15 protein-coding genes are annotated in these 15724 nt (G+C 72.4%); 4 read left to right on the top strand and 11 right to left on the bottom strand.

What is annotated here, in order from left to right; genetic code table 11:
* Positions 1–6: 6 nt before the first annotated feature.
* The 3 genes from Microterr_RS09420 to Microterr_RS09410 all read right to left on the bottom strand — a co-directional run bounded on the left by Microterr_RS09420 (position 7) and on the right by Microterr_RS09410 (position 3855).
* A complete protein-coding gene (locus Microterr_RS09420; RefSeq protein ID WP_263798210.1) occupies positions 7–1599 on the bottom strand; it encodes an AMP-binding protein in 1593 nt (530 codons plus the stop codon).
* A gap of 141 nt (positions 1600–1740) precedes the next feature.
* Positions 1741–2736 carry a CAP domain-containing protein gene (locus Microterr_RS09415; RefSeq protein WP_263798211.1) on the bottom strand — a complete coding sequence of 332 codons (996 nt, stop codon included), beginning with the start codon at positions 2734–2736 and terminating at the stop codon, positions 1741–1743.
* Between the two features lie 48 nt (positions 2737–2784).
* Positions 2785–3855 (bottom strand): Glu/Leu/Phe/Val dehydrogenase family protein, encoded by a 1071-nt coding sequence (locus Microterr_RS09410; RefSeq protein ID WP_263798212.1) that lies wholly within the window; start codon positions 3853–3855, stop codon positions 2785–2787.
* A gap of 167 nt (positions 3856–4022) precedes the next feature.
* Here Microterr_RS09410 and Microterr_RS09405 point away from each other — a divergent pair, with 167 nt between their 5' ends.
* A complete protein-coding gene (locus tag Microterr_RS09405) occupies positions 4023–4499 on the top strand; it encodes a YbaK/EbsC family protein (RefSeq protein WP_263798213.1) in 477 nt (158 codons plus the stop codon).
* Between the two features lie 21 nt (positions 4500–4520).
* Here Microterr_RS09405 and Microterr_RS09400 read toward each other — a convergent pair whose 3' ends face one another.
* Positions 4521–5303 carry an IclR family transcriptional regulator gene (locus tag Microterr_RS09400; RefSeq protein ID WP_263798214.1) on the bottom strand — a complete coding sequence of 261 codons (783 nt, stop codon included), beginning with the start codon at positions 5301–5303 and terminating at the stop codon, positions 4521–4523.
* A 62-nt stretch (positions 5304–5365) separates the two neighbouring features.
* On the opposite strand from Microterr_RS09400, the gene hutH reads away from it, so the two are divergent.
* The 3 genes from hutH (at position 5366) to hutI (ending at position 9994) form a co-directional block, all read left to right on the top strand.
* Entirely contained in the window at positions 5366–6961 is a 1596-nt protein-coding gene (hutH, locus tag Microterr_RS09395) for a histidine ammonia-lyase (protein WP_263798215.1), read from the top strand.
* A 64-nt stretch (positions 6962–7025) separates the two neighbouring features.
* The gene (hutU, locus tag Microterr_RS09390; RefSeq protein ID WP_263798216.1) at positions 7026–8783 is read left to right on the top strand and encodes a urocanate hydratase; all 1758 of its coding nucleotides are present in this window, start codon (positions 7026–7028) and stop codon (positions 8781–8783) included.
* The gene (gene hutI / locus Microterr_RS09385) at positions 8780–9994 is read left to right on the top strand and encodes an imidazolonepropionase (protein ID WP_263798217.1); all 1215 of its coding nucleotides are present in this window, start codon (positions 8780–8782) and stop codon (positions 9992–9994) included. The genes hutU and hutI overlap by 4 nt, the downstream gene beginning before the upstream one ends.
* A 55-nt stretch (positions 9995–10049) precedes the next feature.
* On the opposite strand, the gene Microterr_RS09380 is transcribed toward hutI, so the two are convergent.
* The 7 genes from Microterr_RS09380 to Microterr_RS09350 all read right to left on the bottom strand — a co-directional run bounded on the left by Microterr_RS09380 (position 10050) and on the right by Microterr_RS09350 (position 15692).
* Positions 10050–10523 carry a SixA phosphatase family protein gene (locus Microterr_RS09380; protein WP_263798219.1) on the bottom strand — a complete coding sequence of 158 codons (474 nt, stop codon included), beginning with the start codon at positions 10521–10523 and terminating at the stop codon, positions 10050–10052.
* Positions 10520–11413: an agmatinase family protein gene (locus tag Microterr_RS09375; RefSeq protein ID WP_263798220.1), complete on the bottom strand. Its 894-nt coding sequence runs from the start codon at positions 11411–11413 to the stop codon at positions 10520–10522. The genes Microterr_RS09380 and Microterr_RS09375 overlap by 4 nt, the downstream gene beginning before the upstream one ends.
* Positions 11410–11757, bottom strand: coding sequence for a gamma-glutamylcyclotransferase family protein (locus Microterr_RS09370; protein ID WP_263798221.1), 348 nt, complete (start codon positions 11755–11757; stop codon positions 11410–11412). The genes Microterr_RS09375 and Microterr_RS09370 overlap by 4 nt, the downstream gene beginning before the upstream one ends.
* Before the next feature lie 13 nt (positions 11758–11770).
* Complete coding sequence (locus tag Microterr_RS09365) at positions 11771–13060, bottom strand: DUF445 domain-containing protein (protein ID WP_263798222.1); 1290 nt, start codon at positions 13058–13060, stop codon at positions 11771–11773.
* Positions 13061–13271: 211 nt separating this feature from the next.
* Entirely contained in the window at positions 13272–13724 is a 453-nt protein-coding gene (locus Microterr_RS09360) for an iron chaperone (RefSeq protein WP_318528825.1), read from the bottom strand.
* A gap of 52 nt (positions 13725–13776) precedes the next feature.
* Positions 13777–14937 carry an acyl-CoA dehydrogenase family protein gene (locus tag Microterr_RS09355; RefSeq protein ID WP_263798223.1) on the bottom strand — a complete coding sequence of 387 codons (1161 nt, stop codon included), beginning with the start codon at positions 14935–14937 and terminating at the stop codon, positions 13777–13779.
* Positions 14934–15692 carry an alpha/beta fold hydrolase gene (locus Microterr_RS09350; protein WP_263798224.1) on the bottom strand — a complete coding sequence of 253 codons (759 nt, stop codon included), beginning with the start codon at positions 15690–15692 and terminating at the stop codon, positions 14934–14936. The genes Microterr_RS09355 and Microterr_RS09350 overlap by 4 nt, the downstream gene beginning before the upstream one ends.
* Positions 15693–15724 lie beyond the last annotated feature (32 nt).

The following is a 15724-nucleotide window of genomic DNA, read 5'->3' as shown; positions in this document are numbered from 1 at the left end:
GGTCGGTCAGGCGGCCGTGGCCTCCCGCGCGCGGAGATCCTTGCGCAGGATCTTGCCGGCGGTCGACTTCGGGATCGCGTCGATGAACTCGACCCTGCGCACCTTCTTGTGCGGGGCGACGTTCTCGGCGACGAACGCCATCACGTCCTCGGCTGTGAGACCGGAGTCGGGCGCGGCGACGACGAAGGCCTTCGGGATCTCCTGCTTGTCCTCGTCGTTGACCCCGATCACTGCCGCGTCCATCACCTTCGGGTGGCTGAGCAGCAGCGCCTCGAGCTCGGCCGGCGCGATCTGGTAGCCCTTGTACTTGATCAGCTCCTTCGCGCGGTCGACGATCGAGAAGTAGCCGCCCTCGTGGTACACGGCGACGTCGCCGGTGTGCAGGAAGCCGTCCGCGTCGAGGGTCTCGGCGGTCGCCTCGGGGTTGTTCAGGTAGCCGAGCATCACGTTCGGCCCCTTCACCAGCAGCTCGCCCGGCCGCGTCGCGCCGTTCTCCTCGATCTCGGTGATCTCCTCGCCCGTGGCGGTGTCGATGAGCTTGCAGACCTCGTTCGGCAGTGCGGCGCCGACCGAGCTGACCGGCACGTCGTCGCGCTCGTAGTGCATCGCGTGCGACACGGGGCTGAGCTCGCTCATGCCGTAGCCCTGCAGCATCCGCGCGTTGATGCGCCGACCGGCGATCTCGGCGGTCTCGCCGTCGAGGGGAGCAGCGCCGGAGAAGACGGTGTGCACGCTGGAGATGTCGAACTGGTCGACGATCGGGTGCTTCGCCAGCGCGACCGCGATCGGCGGGGCGATGTAGAGGTACGTGCACTGGAACTTCTGGATGACGGTGAGGAACTCGACCAGGTCGAACTTCGGCATCGTGACCAGGCTCGCTCGCCGCCGCAGCGCGAGATTGAGCAGCACCGTCATGCCGTAGATGTGGAAGAACGGCAGGACCGCGAGCACGCGGTCGTCGGCGGTGAGGTTCATGTTCGGCACGCACTGCGCCACGTTCGCCACGAGGTTGCGGTGGCTCAGCATCACCCCCTTCGGGATGCCGGTGGTGCCCGACGAGTAGGGGAGCACGGCGACGTGCGTGGCCGGATCGAAGCTCACCTCGGGTGCCTGCCGGCCCTCGGTCAGCAGCTCGCGCAGGTGGGGGTGGCCCTCGGCGCCGTCGAGCACGATGAGGTGGTCGTCGGCGATCCCGACCGCCGCGGCGGCGGCCTTCGCCTGGGGGAGGAGTGGGCTGACCGTGATCAGCCAGGTGGCCCCCGCATCCTTCAGCTGCTTCTCGATCTCACCGGGCGTGTACAGCGAGTTGATGGTCGTCACCGTGGCGCCGGCGCGCAGGATCCCGTGGAAGACGGTGGCGAAGGCGGGGACGTTCGGGCAGAGCAGGCCGACGACCGTCTCCAGGCCGACGTCGCGGGCGGCGAGGGCGCCGGCGAGCAGATCGATCTGCCCGCGCAGCGCGCCGTAGCTCGTCTCGGCCCCGGTCGCAGGGTCGATCAGGGCGACGCGGCCGAGGTCGTCGTCGCTGAGCGAGCCGAACAGGTAGTCGTAGACGCTGAGCGCGGGGATCTCGACGTCGGGGTACGGGCTTTCGAACACGAGGATTCTCCCTTGATTCTCCGTGCGGCGGTTCGGCGGCGCTGCCGATTGCGGTCCATCATGCCACGGGGTCGCGAGACTGCGACCCCCTTCGGGTGGAACTGAGTCCCGCGCCGCGCCGTCGCGGTCCGCGGGCCGCGCCTACTTGCCGATCTCGTCCGCGGTGAGCAGCGATGCCGCCGGCACCCAGCCGGTGCCGCCGGTGGCGACCACCTTGCGCCACGACCCGCTCGAGGCGAGGAACTGGAGCTTGGTGTGCTTCGGGACCGTGATGACGGATGCTGCGGACGCCGACGGCTCGGCGCGCAGCGGGAGCACGCCGGCCGCGTAGCGGACGGGCGAGCGCCGGATGTCGGTCGACTTCACCCACCACGTCTTCGAGCCCACCTTGACCTTGGTGAAGCTGCCGTACGTGCTCACCCGTGTGATCTTCGTGCCGTAGACGATCTTCGAGGCGCCGGTGGCGCAGCTCGTCGAGGGGGCGACACGCGAGGTGATCGATGCGCGTGTCGTCGTGGTGGATGTGGCGATGATGTAGATCCCGCTCGCGGAGGAGACACCCGACGTCGGAGCCGTGCAGGGGCCGGCGGTCGTGCTGCTCGGCTTGGTGTTCGTGCCGGCCGGCGCCTTCGAGTAGCCAGCGAAGTTCTGCGTGTAATAGGCCCTGCCGTCGGAGTCGAGGGCGACCCCGATGCCGATGTGCGTGTACGAGGTGCTGAGGATGTTCTTCCGGTGACCCTCGCTCTTCATCCAGGCGCCGACGACCGCGGTCGGCGCGTACCCGGCGGCGACGTTCTCGCCCGCGGCGCGCCAGCCGCTCGGGATCTGGCTGCTGTAGTTCGGGTTGTGCGACATCTTCTTCGCGGCGGCCTGCTTGCCCGACCACTTGGTCGCCACGCTGTTGATGCCGCTGTTCATCGTGAGCGGCTTCACGCCCGCTTTCGTGCGCTGTGCGTTGACCTGGTCGAAGATCAGCTTCTGGACCTGCGCGACGGACATGCCGGAGATGCTCACCGCCGCATGGGCGGGCGGCGCGGGCGCGATCGCGAGGGCGGTGCCGCCGGTGAGCACGAGGCTCAGGGCGAGGGTGAGGGACAGCAGGCGGGCGTGGCGGAACGGGTACCGGGGGGATGGCACGACGAACGTCTCCAGATCTCCCCCCACGGGGAGGGTACCAAAGACGCGTCAGTGCGCGAGCAGCGGCTCCCTGTGTCCGAGTCGCTCCGCCGCCAGCCCCTCTGCGGCGGCCAGCGGAGTGACCCCGCGGGCCTCGGCCTCGTCGTAGATCCGCCGGACGGTGTCGCCGATGGCGCCGACCCTGGCCATGATCTCGCTGCGGGTGCCGATCCGCTTGGCCTCGAGGTCGAGGTAGATGACGCCGCCGGCGTTGACCACGAAGTCGGGGGCGTAGAGGATGCCGCGGGCGGCGAGGCGGTCGGCGCCGGTGCGGTCGGCCAGCGGGTTGTTCGCCGGGCCGCACACGGCACGGGCGGCGAGACCGTCGATGACGTCGTCGGTCAGCAGCCCGCCGATCCCGGCCGGCACGAAGACGTCCGCGGGCACGAGGTGCTCGGTGCCCGGCTCGCACCAGGCGGCGTCGAGCTCGGCGGCGAGGTCGCGCTTGGTGAGGTTGACGTCGGTGACGGTCAGCGCGGCGCCCTCGGCCGCGAGCCGCACGGCCAGCCGGCTCCCGACCTGTCCGAGCCCGGACACGGTGATCCGGCGACCTGCCACCTCCGGCGAACCGGTGACGCGCTCCAGGGTGGCACGCAGCGCCTCGTACACGCCGAGGCTCGTGGGGCCGGCCGGCTCGCCCGAGCCGCCGACCGCGTCGGGGAGCCCGACGACGTGTGCGGTGCGCTCGCTCACCACGAGCATGTCCTCGGTGGTCGAGCCGACGTCCTCCGCCGTGCGGTACAGCCCGCCGAGCGACTCGACGGCGTCGCCGAGGTCGAGGAACGCGTCGCGGCGGCGCGTCGCATCGAGCGTCTCGCCCGCCGGCAGCCAGATGACCGACTTGCCGCCGCCGGCGTCGAGCCCGGCTGCGGCGTTCTTCAGCGTCATCGCCGCCGACAGCCGGAGCGCGTCGCCCAGCGCGTCGCCGAAGCCGGCGTACGACCAGAGCCGCGCGCCTCCGAGTGCGGAACCGAGGACGGAGGAGTGCAGCGCGACGATGATGACGAGTCCGCTGCGTCGCCCGGTGATCACCTCCACGCGCTCGTGGGTGAACTCGGGCAGGGGCAGTGCGGGCGTCATTGCGATCTTCCTTCGGCTGGCCTTGTGGGCTGTGCGCTCCCGGATCCGCGGCGTTGCGGCATCCTTCCTCCATTGCATCACCGCCGTGCGGGATGTTCAAGCGGTGGCTCCGGTGTTGCGCAGATTGCGCGATCGAGTCGGCGTCGCCTCATCGGTAATGTCGCAGTATGTCCGACGGTCTCTCGCCCCGCAGCCGCCTCGTCCACGACTCGCTCCGCAGCGCCGGCGTCATGGGCGAGATCGTCGTGCTCCCGGATGCTGCCGCCACCGCACCGCTGGCGGCCGCCGCTCTGGGGGTCGAGGTCGGGGCGATCGCCAACAGCCTCGTGTTCCGATGCGACGACGAGGCGCTCCTGGTGATGACCAGCGGTGCGCACCGCGTCGACACGGCGGCGCTCGCCGAGCGGCTCGGCCGCGGCCCGATCCGCCGCGCCACGCCCGAGCAGGTGCGCGAGGCGACCGGTCAGGCGATCGGCGGGGTCGCGCCGACGGGCCACCCCGCGCCGATCGTGACCATCGTCGACGAGGCGCTCGCCGCGTTCGACGAGATCTGGGCGGCCGGCGGCACGCCGCACACCGTCTTCCCACTGACGTTCGACGAGCTCGTGCGTCTCACCGGCGGCACCGTCGCGAAGGTCGACTAGGCCGGCGGCGCCGGCGGTCGCCTACGGTCGCGGCGCGGCGTAGAGCCGGCGACCGAGCTCGGCAGCGGCGGTCTCGACGAGCGGCACGAGGGCATCAGCCTGCCGCGGCGGTTCGTCCGACCAGGTGACGGCGATCGCCGCGACCGGCCAGCCGGCGTGATCGCGGACGGCGACACCGACCGAGCGCAGCCCGAGGGTCACCTCGCCGTCCTCGGAGGCATGCCCGTCCGCCCGCGCGGCGCGGAGGACCTCGCGCAGCGCGCCGGGCGTGGCCGGGCCGCGGCCGGTGCGATCGGCGAACGACGCCGCATCCGGGTAGAGCGCCCTGACCTGCTCACGGGGGAGCGCGGCGAGCATCGCGCGGCCCGTCGCCGTGAGGTGCGCGGGCAGCCGGACACCCACGTCGGTCACCAGGGCGGGGCGGCGCGGGGCGCGCTCTTCGACGATGTAGACCACATCGCGCCCGCTCATCACGGCGAGGTGCGCGCTCTCGCCCGCGCGGTCGGCGAGGGCGGCGATGAGCGGCCGGCCGATGCGGGCGAGCGGCGCCTGCCGCGTATAGCCGCCGCCCAGCTCGAACGCCGCCGTCCCGAGACCCCAGCGGCGCTCGCCCGGCAGGTGCACGACGTAGCCGTGCTCGGCGAGGACCGTGAGCAGGTGGTAGACGCTCGAGCGGGGGATCTCGAGCTGGTCCGCGAGCGTGCGGGCGGCGATCGGGCCGCGCTGGCGCGCGAGGAACGACAGGATCCGCAGCGTCTGGTCGGCGGCGGGCACCTGCGTGCGCTCGGGTGAGTTGTCTGACATACCAGACACAGGATGCCACACCGCCCTGTCGCGACCCACCGGAGAGGTGTGGAATCGAGGGCATGAGCACCATCACCACCTCCGACGTCGTCACGGTCGGCGCCGCCCCCCTGCGCCCGGAGGACGTCGTCGCCGTCGCGCGGCACGGCGCGCGCATCGAGATCGACCACGCAGCGCTGGCGCGGGTGGCCGCGACCCGCGCCCTCGTCGAAGGGCTCGCGAGCGACCCGCATCCGCACTACGGCATCTCGACGGGCTTCGGCGCGCTGGCGACCACCTTCATCGCGCCGGACCGCCGCCGGCAGCTGCAGGCCAGCCTGATCCGCTCGCACGCCGCCGGCACCGGCGCCGAGGTCGAGTCGGAGGTCGTGCGCGCGCTCCAGCTGCTGCGCCTCCAGACCCTCGCCACCGGGCACACCGGGGTGCGGCCGGCGGTCGTGGAGACCTATGCGGGCATGCTCAACGCCGGCATCACCCCGATCGTGCGCGAGTACGGCTCGCTGGGCTGCTCGGGCGACCTCGCGCCCCTGTCGCACCTCGCGCTCGCGGCGATGGGCGAGGGGGAGGTGCGCGATCGATCCGGCGCACTCGTGCCTGCCGCGGAGGCGCTGGCGACAGCATCCCTCGCTCCGCTCGTGCTCGAGGAGAAGGAGGGGCTCGCCCTCATCAACGGCACCGACGGCATGCTCGGGATGCTGCTGCTCGCCCTGCACGACCTGTCGGTGCTGCTGGAGACCGCCGACATCGCCGCCGCCATGTCGATCGAGAGCCAGCTCGGCACCGACGCCGTGTTCGCCGCCGACCTGATGGCCCTGCGCCCGCAGGTGGGGCAGGCCGTGTCCGCGCTGAACCTGCGCGCGCTGCTCGGCGACTCGCCGATGGTCGCGAGCCACAAGGGTCCGGAGGACGGCCGCGTGCAGGACGCGTACTCGCTGCGCTGCGCGCCGCAGGTGCACGGCGCCGCCCGCGACACCGTCGAGCATGCGCGCATGATCGCCGCGCGCGAACTCGCCTCGGCCGTCGACAACCCGGTCATCACCGATGACGGGCGGGTGCAGTCCAACGGCAACTTCCACGGCGCGCCGGTCGCGTACGTGCTCGACTTCCTCGCGATCGCGGTCGCCGACGTCGCCTCGATCTCGGAGCGCCGCACCGACCGGGCGCTCGACCCGGCGCGCAGCCACGGGCTGCCGCCGTTCCTCGCGCACGAGGTGGGCGTCGACTCGGGGCTGATGATCGCGCAGTACGCCGCGGCGGGGATCGTCTCTGAGCTCAAGCGCCTGGCCGTGCCCGCATCCGTCGACTCGATCCCGTCCTCGGCGATGCAGGAGGACCACGTCTCGATGGGATGGGCCGCGGCCCGCAAGCTCCGCCGCGGCATCGACGGGCTCGCCCGGGTGCTGGCGATCGAGGTGCTCACGGCATCCCGCGCACTCGACCTGCGGGCGCCGCTGCAGCCCGGCCAGGGGACGGGCGCGGTGCGCGACCTCGTGCGCACGGTCGCCGCCGGCCCCGGCCCGGACCACTACGTCAGCCCCGACATCGAGGCGGTCACCGCGCTCGTGCTCTCGGGGGCCGTGGCCGAGGCCGCGGGGCTTCGGCCGGAACACCTGTTCTCGCCGGCACAGGACGAAGCCGGCGCCGATGATCCTGCCTGAGCCAGAACACCTGTTCTCGACGACGGATGCAGCAGAGACGACGGATGCAGCAGAGGAGCACACCATGACCACCGAGACCACGTCGGCCACCGAGCCGGCCACCGAGCCGGCCACCGAGCCGGCCACCGAGCGGGCCACCACGCAGGCCACCGAGCGGGCCGCCGCGGCCACGCCGCCCGGCGCCCGCACCGTCCGCGCCGCGCGCGGCGCGGAGCGCACCGCGAAGAGCTGGGGCGCCGAGGCCGCGAAGCGGATGCTGATGAACAACCTCGATCCGGAGGTCGCCGAGCATCCGGAGGACCTGGTCGTCTACGGCGGCACCGGCAAGGCGGCGCGCTCGTGGGAGGCGTACGACGCGATCGTGCGCACCCTCGACGAGCTCGAGCCCGATGAGACGCTGCTCGTGCAGTCGGGCAAGCCGGTCGGGGTGTTCCGCACGCACGAGTGGGCGCCGCGGGTGCTCATCGCAAACTCCAACCTGGTCGGAGACTGGGCGACGTGGCCGGAGTTCCGCCGGCTCGAAGAGCTCGGCCTCACGATGTACGGCCAGATGACCGCCGGCTCGTGGATCTACATCGGCACTCAGGGCATCCTGCAGGGCACGTATGAGACCTTCGCCGCGGTGGCGCGGTCGCTCGACCGCGCGTCGCTCGCCGGCACGCTCACCCTGACCGGCGGATGCGGCGGCATGGGCGGTGCGCAGCCGCTCGCGGTCACCATGAACGACGGCGCGGTGCTCGTCGTCGACGTCGACGAGTCGCGCCTGACCCGCCGGGTCGAGCACGGGTACCTCGACGAGTACACCGCCGACCTGGACGCCGCCGTCGCGCGCGTGGTCGCCGCGAAGGCCGCCGGCGAAGCGCTGTCGGTCGGCGTCGTCGGCAACGCCGCCGAAGTGTTCCCCGAGCTCCTCCGCCGTGGCACCCCGATCGACATCGTCACCGACCAGACCAGCGCGCACGACCCGCTCGCGTATCTGCCCGTCGGTGTGGCGTTCGAGGACTGGAAGGCGGCAGCATCCGCCGATCCGGAAGGCTTCACCGTCCGTGCGCGCGAGTCGATGGCGGCGCACGTGGCCGCGATGGTCGGATTCCAGGATGCGGGGGCCGCCGTGTTCGACTACGGCAACTCGATCCGCAGAGAGGCGGAGCTGGGCGGGTTCGACCGCGCGTTCGCGTTCCCCGGCTTCGTGCCCGCGTACATCCGCCCGCTCTTCGCCGAGGGCAAGGGGCCGTTCCGCTGGGTGGCGCTCTCGGGCGACCCGGAGGACATCGCCAAGACCGACCGTGCCGTGGCCGAGCTGTTCCCCGAGGACGCGGCACTGCACCGCTGGCTCGACAAGGCCGCGCGCCAGGTTCACTTCGAGGGGCTGCCCGCGCGGATCTGCTGGCTCGGGTACCAGGAGCGCCACCTGGCCGGGCTGAAGTTCAACGAGATGGTCGCCTCCGGCGAGCTCTCCGGCCCGATCGTGATCGGACGCGACCACCTCGACTCGGGGTCGGTGGCCTCGCCCTACCGCGAGACCGAGGCGATGGCAGACGGGTCCGACGCCATCGCCGACTGGCCGCTGCTGAACGCGCTGCTCAACACCGCCAGCGGCGCCTCGTGGGTGTCGCTGCATCACGGCGGCGGCGTCGGCATCGGCCGGTCGATCCACGCGGGGCAGGTGACCGTCGCCGACGGCACGGCGCTCGCGGCCGAGAAGATCGCGCGCGTGCTGACGAACGACCCCGGTACCGGCGTCATGCGCCACGTCGACGCCGGCTACGAGCGGGCGAAGGAGGTCGCGCGCGAGCGCGGCCTGAAGGTGCCGATGCTGTGAGCGCCGTGCTGATCACGAACATCGGCGAGCTGACCACGAACGTCGGCGCCGAAGGAGACCCGTGCGGCACGATGACGGATGCTGCGGTGCTCGTCGTCGGCGACCGCATCGCCTGGGTCGGTCCTGCGGCGGAAGCCCCGGACGCTTCGGCTCGCTTCGCTCGCTCAACGACCGGCGGGGAGCCCCACGCCGTCGAGGTCGTCGACGCGGGCGGGCGCGCGGTCATCCCGGGGTTCGTCGACAGCCACACGCACCTCGTCTTCGGCGGCGATCGCGCCGAGGAGTTCGCCGCGCGCATGGCGGGGCAGTCATATGCCGCGGGCGGCATCCGCACGACAGTGGCCGCGACCCGCGCGGCGACCGACGACGAGCTGCGGCACCGGCTGTCCGGATTCGTCGACGAGCTGCACGCGCAGGGCACGACGACCTTCGAGGTCAAGACCGGCTACGGGCTCACCGTCGCCGACGAGGAGCGCCTCGCCCGGCTGGCCGCGGAGGTGACGCCCGAGGTCACCTTCCTGGGCGCGCACGTGGTGCCGGTCGAGTATGCCGATCGCCGCGACGACTACGTCGACCTGGTCGCCGGTCCGATGCTTGACGCCGTCGCACCGCACAGCCGCTGGATCGACGTCTTCTGCGAGACCGGTGCCTTCACCCCCGCGGAGACCGAGCGCATCCTCGCGGCGGGCGCCGCGCGGGGCCTCGGCATCCGCGTGCACGGCAACCAGCTCGGCCAGGGCGACGGCGTGCGGATCGCGGTCGCGCTGGGTGCCGCATCCGTCGACCACTGCACGTACCTCTCCGACGACGACGTGGCATCCCTCGCCGCGAGCGACACGGTCGCGACCCTGCTGCCCGGCGTCGAGTTCTCGACCCGACAGCCCTACCCCGACGCCCGGCGGCTCATCGACGCGGGCGTCACCGTCGCCCTCGCCAGCGACTGCAATCCCGGCTCGAGCTTCACGAGCTCGATGCCGCTGATGATCGCCCTCGCGGTGCGCGAGATGGGGATGACCCCCGCCGAGGCGGTCTGGGCGGCGACGGCCGGCGGCGCCCGAGCCCTGCGGCGCGACGACGTGGGCGTGATCGCCCCGGGCGCCCGGGCCGACCTCGTGCTGCTGAACGCGCTCACGCGCGTGCACCTGGCCTACCGGCCGGGAGTGCCTTTGGTCGAGCGGGTGTGGCGGGGCGGCGCTGAACTGACTCGGTGAACGGGCGTTTCGTCTCGCTGCGCTCGCTCAACGACCCGGTTCTCGCTGCCCGGGCCTAGTGCCCGGGCGCGTCGAACGCCCACGACACGGGGTCGATCGCGGTGGCGACGTCCCAGTCGTCGGTGTCCCAGGTGAAGCGGGCGACCGCACAGGTGGGCATCTGCGCGATGTCGCCGTCGGAGAGCCGGTCGGCGAGGGCGGACATCCCGGGGTCATGGGCGACGACCACGACCGATCCCGCGCCGGAGGCCGCCGCCGTCGCGAGCAGCGTGCGCGCCGGGGCCCCGTAGAGCTCCTCGTCGAGGTGGACGGCGACCGCGAGCTCGGCGCCGAAGGCCTCCGCCGTCGTCCGTGCGCGCACCGCGGTGCTCGCCAGGATCACGTCCGGGCGGAAGCCCGTCGCCGCGAGCCGGGCGGCCATCGCAGGAGCGTCCCGCCGGCCGCGCGCGTTCAGCGGGCGCTCGTGGTCGTCGAGCGCGGGCGACCCCCAGTCCGACTTCGCGTGCCGCACCAGCACCAGTTCGATCATCGTCCCGCCCTCCCGGCCAGCAGTTCGAGCACGCACAGCGCGGCCAGGCGCACCGTGCGCGCATCGTCAGCGTCCGCCGTCGCGTCGACCTCGACGATGTCGGCGCTGACGACACGCGGCTCCGATGCGATGCCGCGGACGAGCGCACGCAGCTCCCAGGCGGCGAGCCCGCCAGGCACCGACGCGGGGCAACCGGGCGCGACGGACCTGTCGCACACGTCCACGTCGACGTCGAGATGGATGCTGCCGCCACCGGCCCCTGCGATCTCCAGCGCCTCGCCGACCACGTCGTCGATGCCGCGGCGGCGGACGTCGCCGAGCGTGATGACCGTGATGCCCGCCTCGGCCGCGCGGCGGGCGTAGGCCACCGAGTTCGCGAAGTCGGCGATCCCGACCTGCACGATGCGGCGCGGCTCGAATCCGTCCTCGATCAGCCGACGCACGGGCGAGCCGTTCGAGACGCCGTCGCGCAGGTCGTGGTGCGCGTCGAGGGTGATCAGTCCCGCGGCCCCTGACGCCTGGGCGACCGGATACGTGGCGGAATTGTCGCCGCCGAGCGCGATCACGAGTCCCGCCCGCGCACGCAGCTCGGCCACCCGCATCCGCACACGCTCTTCGCCGTCCGGGCCGTCCGGCTCGTCGACGTCACCCGCGTCGACGATGCGCAGCAGCTCGCCGAGGTCGACCGGGTCGGAGCCGACGAGGGCGGCGCTGTACCGGGGGAGCGCGGCCCGCACGGCCGCGGGGGTCGCGTGCGCCCCGGTCGGCGAGAGCGAGGTGCGCCAGGTGGGTACGCCGAGCAGGGCCGCATCCAGGTCGCCGGGGATGGCGTCGAACGACGGCCACGCGCCCGCGCGCGGCCAGAGGTCATCGTGGGAGAGCGCGGTCATGCGGGCACGTAGATCCAGGCGTCGCTGCCGTCGGCGAGGGTCACCTGCGCGCGTCGGAACATGGTCACCTGCAGCTGATCGATGGCGTCGAGCTCGGCATCGGTGACCTGCAGCACCCGCCCGGTCACCTTGTCGCGCGGATTGCCGGTGGCGCGCAGCCGAGGGTGCATCGTCAGGCCGCTCAGATCGGCGAATCGGGCATCGGTGATCTCGACGTAGTCGGCGGTGTAGCCGGAGAGGGTCGCCGGCTCGCTCTCGACCACGCGCCCGAAGGTCGTGCGCTGCACCTCGGGGTCCAGGAAGACCCCGTAGCTGAAGAGCAGCTGGTCGGCGGGCGCATTCATGCGCCCAGGGTACCTAGCCGAGGACCGCGTTCGCGATGGTGTAGATGGCGAGCCCGGCGAGGGCTCCCACGATGGTGCCGTTCAGGCGGATGTACTGCAGGTCGCGGCCCACCATGAGCTCGATCTTCTCGCTCGTCTCGCGGGCATCCCACCGCTCCACCGTCTCGGTGATGATCGAGGCGATGTCGTGCCGGTAGCGGTCGACGAGGAACACCGCGGCGTCGGTGACCCACGTGTCGACGCGTCGCTGCAGGGCCGGCTCCGCGGTCAGGCGCCCGCCGATCTCGGCGAGGGCGCTCGCGGCGCGGCGGCGCAGACTGCTCTCGGGGTCGGCGAGCGAGGCGAGCAGACCCGTCTTCGCGGTGTTCCACGCCTCGGCGGCGAGTTCGCGCACGCGCGGGCTGTCGAACACGGTGCTCTTGGCGTCTTCGAGGCGGCCGATGGTGGCGGGGTCGTGCTGCAGGTTGTCGGCGAGCCTGGTCAGGTACCCGTCGATCGCGTGGCGGGCGGGATGCTGCGCGTCGGCCTGCACGGCGGCGATGAACTTGACGGCCTCGTTGTAGATCGTGTCGTCCACCAGCCGGTGCGCCACCGAGGGCAGCCACGACGGCAGCCGGCGGGAGACGAGCCCGGTGAAGGCGGCGTGATTGGCCTCGAGCCACGCGGCGATGCTGTCGACCCCCATGTCCACGGCGCCGTGATGTGCGCCGGAGTCGACGATGCGACCGAGCCATCCGCCGAGCGACGGACCCCACTCGGGTGCGATGAGGTGCTCGCGGGCGAGACTCTCGATGACGTCCTGGACGTCGTCGTCGCTGAGCGCGGTGAGCACGCCCGAGGCCATGGCCGCCCCCTCGGCGGCGACGCGCTCGGCATGCTCGGGCTGTGCGAGCCATTCGCCGAGGCGCGCGGCGATCGCTGTCGACTCGAGCTTGGTGCGCACGACGTCGCCGCGGAGGAACTCGGTCTCGACGAACTCGCCGAGCGTGCGGCCGATCTCGTCCTTGCGATTCGGGATGATCGCCGTGTGCGGGATCGGGATGCCGAGCGGATGCCGGAACAGTGCGGTCACGGCGAACCAGTCGGCCAGGGCGCCCACCATGCCGCCTTCGGCGGCCGCCCGCACGTACGCCCAGCCGGGCGCCTGCTGCTGCAGCGCGAACGCGACGACGAAGAGCACCGCCATGAAGATCAGAGCGCCGAGGGCGACGCCCTTCATCACCCGCAGGGCGCGGCGGCGCTCCTGATCCGCGGACCCTTCGAACAGCTCAGGGACCGGCGTCGCGGTGGGCGTGGAGGCCATGGCTCATCCTCGCACGCGCCCGGCGGGCCCCGGCCCCGAACCGGTGTCCCCAGCATCCCGAACCGTCCGGCGCCAGCATCCCGAAACAGGTGTTCTGGCGGAGGGAGGGCAGAACCGCACCGAAACCTCCTGCGCTAGCCAGAACAGGAGGTTTCGGCGGGTGAAGTCGCGGCGGGTCGAGTGGGTGTCGGGCCCGGCCGGCGGTGCCGGCTCAGCCGGCGGCGCGGGCGACCAGCTCGGCGATCAGCTTCTCGTCGGCCTTCGACAGCGAGGTGATGGCGTACGACGTCGACCACATGCTGCCCTCGTCGAGCTCGGCGGCCTCTTCGAAGCCGAGGGTGGCGTATCGGCTCTTGAACTTCGACGCCGGCTTGAAGAAGACGACGACCTTGCCGTCGCGCGTGTAGGCGGGGAAGCCGTACCAGGTCTTGGACAGCAGATGAGGGGCCGCCGAGGTCACGATCTCGTCGATGCGCTCGGCGATCGCGCGGTCGTCGTCGGGGAGGCCGGCGATGGCGTCGACGAGATCCTGGCGGTCGATCGCCTGGCGCTCGGCGGGGCTCTTCCCCTTGCGCTGCTCGGCCTTGAGCTCGGCGGCGCGCTGGCGCATCGCTGCGCGCTCGTCGGCGGAGAATCCGGACTTGGTGTCTTTGGCTGCGTTCACGAGGCCAACGATACGGATCGGGGGCTCGTCGCGCTTCTCGATTCCTGCTCGGTTACCCCTCGATCGGGCCGAGCCACGCCGTGGCCACCGTGCTGTGCGCCGACTCGGGGTCGGACGGATGGAAGAGGCCGGCCAGCACGTCGCGGTAGAGGCGCCCGAGCTCGGCGCCGGCGAAGTACGACGACCCGCCGGCGACGAGGATCGCCTCGTCGACCACGGCCTTGGCCGTGGTGACGGCCCGGTGCTTCACCCCGGCGAGCTGCGCGAACCACTGGCCGCCGTGATCGGCGAGCCCGTCGACGTCGTGGCAGAGCGCGGCGATCTGCGGCGGGAGCGCGTCGTAGGCGAGCGCCATCTCCGCGATCCGCCACCGGATGTCGGGGTCCTGGCTGTAGGTGGCGCCGGTCTTCTTGGACGTCCGGCGCTGCGCCGTGGCGACCGCGACTTCCAGCGCCCGCCGTGCGATCCCGGTGTACACCGACGCGAGCAGCAGTTCGAAGACGCTGAAGATGCCGAACACCAGCGGGTCGGGGTTGGGTCCCGGGGCGATCCGCCGCACGACACGGTCGGCCGGCGCGACCGCGCCGTGCAGCTCGGTGGTGCGCGACTGCGTGCCCCGCATGCCGATCGTGTCCCAGTCGTCGCGGGTGGTCACGGCGTCGGTGCGGGGCACGAAGGCGTAGACCATCTGCGGCGCGTCCAGTGAGGTGGTGTCCAGCCCATGGAGGCCCAGTTGCGTCCAGACCGGGGCCAGCGAGGTGAAGATCTTCGTGCCTGTGAAGGCATAGCCGCCGTCCGGGTGGGGCGCAGCATCCGTGTCGCTGCCGAAGAGCACCAGATCGTTGCCGGCCTCGCTGATGCCGAAGGCGAAGACCTCGCCGGCGACGGCGCCTTCCTGCACGAATCGCAGGCTGTCGATGCCGCGGTCGGCGAGCACCTTGGCGACGCCGGTCCAGACCAGGTGCATGTTGATCGCGAGGGCGGTGGCGGGCGCGGCGCCGGCGAGACGCTGCTGCAGCACCGACGCCTCGGCGAGGCTCAGTCCTCCGCCGCCGAGCTCGGCCGGCACCAGGATCGACAGGTAGCCGGCCGCCTGCAGCTCGGCGAGGTCGTCGGACGGGAACGTGTTCTCGCGGTCGTGCACCGCTGCGCGGGAGCGGATGCGGTCGATCAGCTCGTCGGGGAGATGTGCGGCGGGGTCGAACACGCTCATCCGAGCACCTCCAGGAGCTCCGCGATGGTCTCGTCCGGCTTGTCGCGGTGCGGCGAGTGGCCGGCTCCCGCGATCACCGAGACGGCGGCGAGCGGGTTGGCGAGCACTTCGTCGATGAGGGTGCCCGCGAAGATCGAGTACACCTTCGGGTCGCTCGCGATGATGTGCGTCGGCACGCTGAGGCGGGCCGCGGCATCCCGCACGTCCCAGTCGGGATTCTGGATGCTGGTCTGCTCGACCGCCCAGGGGCTCGCCTGCTGCGCCGAGAGCGCCTTCAGCTCGATGTCGTGCTCGTGCCAGTGCGGGTGCTCGGAGCGGACGAAGGCGACCGTCGGGTTCGCGAACGAGGCGGCCTGGCTCTCGCGGACGATCTCGCGATCGGCGGGCAGCAGATGGATCGCCGGGTCGATGAGCACGAGCCGGCGCGTCCACCCTGGTCGGTCGGCGGCGGCGAGGGTGGCGGCGGCGCCGCCGAGCGAGTGCCCGATGACGAGATCCCATGGCGCGTCGGTCGCATCGGCGCGCGCGGCCAGCAGGTCCGCCGCATACGCGGGGATCGTGTAGTCGAGCGTGCGCGGCGCGGTGCCGTGGCCGCGGAGATCCACGGCGTCCGCGCGCCAGCCGGCGTCGGCGAGGGCGTTCGCGTAGCGCCACATCAGGGCGCCGTTCGATCCGAGGCCGTGGACGAGGAGGGCGCGTTGCGACGACGCGGGGTCGCCCCACGACAGCCGGGGCAGGGTGACGGGTGCAGGCATGGGATCAGCCTATGAGCGGCCCGGTGCCCCGG

This window comes from Microbacterium terricola (genome assembly GCF_027943945.1).
In the GTDB taxonomy this organism is placed as follows: Bacteria; Actinomycetota; Actinomycetes; order Actinomycetales; family Microbacteriaceae; genus Microbacterium; species Microbacterium terricola.
Note: the sequence above shows the minus strand (reverse complement) of the source record. Positions and strands in the feature narration are given on the sequence as shown.

Bases quoted from the DNA above. Each gene is read 5' to 3' on its own strand.
- Microterr_RS09410 (WP_263798212.1), bottom strand. From the start codon at position 3,855: ATGACGCCCGCACTGCCCCTGCCCGAGTTCACCCACGAGCGCGTGGAG.
- Microterr_RS09405 (WP_263798213.1), top strand. From the start codon at position 4,023: ATGTCCGACGGTCTCTCGCCCCGCAGCCGCCTCGTCCACGACTCGCTC.
- Microterr_RS09400 (WP_263798214.1), bottom strand. From the start codon at position 5,303: ATGTCAGACAACTCACCCGAGCGCACGCAGGTGCCCGCCGCCGACCAG.
- hutH (WP_263798215.1), top strand. From the start codon at position 5,366: ATGAGCACCATCACCACCTCCGACGTCGTCACGGTCGGCGCCGCCCCC.
- hutU (WP_263798216.1), top strand. From the start codon at position 7,026: ATGACCACCGAGACCACGTCGGCCACCGAGCCGGCCACCGAGCCGGCC.
- Microterr_RS09380 (WP_263798219.1), bottom strand. From the start codon at position 10,523: ATGATCGAACTGGTGCTGGTGCGGCACGCGAAGTCGGACTGGGGGTCG.
- Microterr_RS09375 (WP_263798220.1), bottom strand. From the start codon at position 11,413: ATGACCGCGCTCTCCCACGATGACCTCTGGCCGCGCGCGGGCGCGTGG.
- Microterr_RS09370 (WP_263798221.1), bottom strand. From the start codon at position 11,757: ATGAATGCGCCCGCCGACCAGCTGCTCTTCAGCTACGGGGTCTTCCTG.
- Microterr_RS09365 (WP_263798222.1), bottom strand. From the start codon at position 13,060: ATGGCCTCCACGCCCACCGCGACGCCGGTCCCTGAGCTGTTCGAAGGG.
- Microterr_RS09355 (WP_263798223.1), bottom strand. From the start codon at position 14,937: ATGAGCGTGTTCGACCCCGCCGCACATCTCCCCGACGAGCTGATCGAC.
- Microterr_RS09350 (WP_263798224.1), bottom strand. From the start codon at position 15,692: ATGCCTGCACCCGTCACCCTGCCCCGGCTGTCGTGGGGCGACCCCGCG.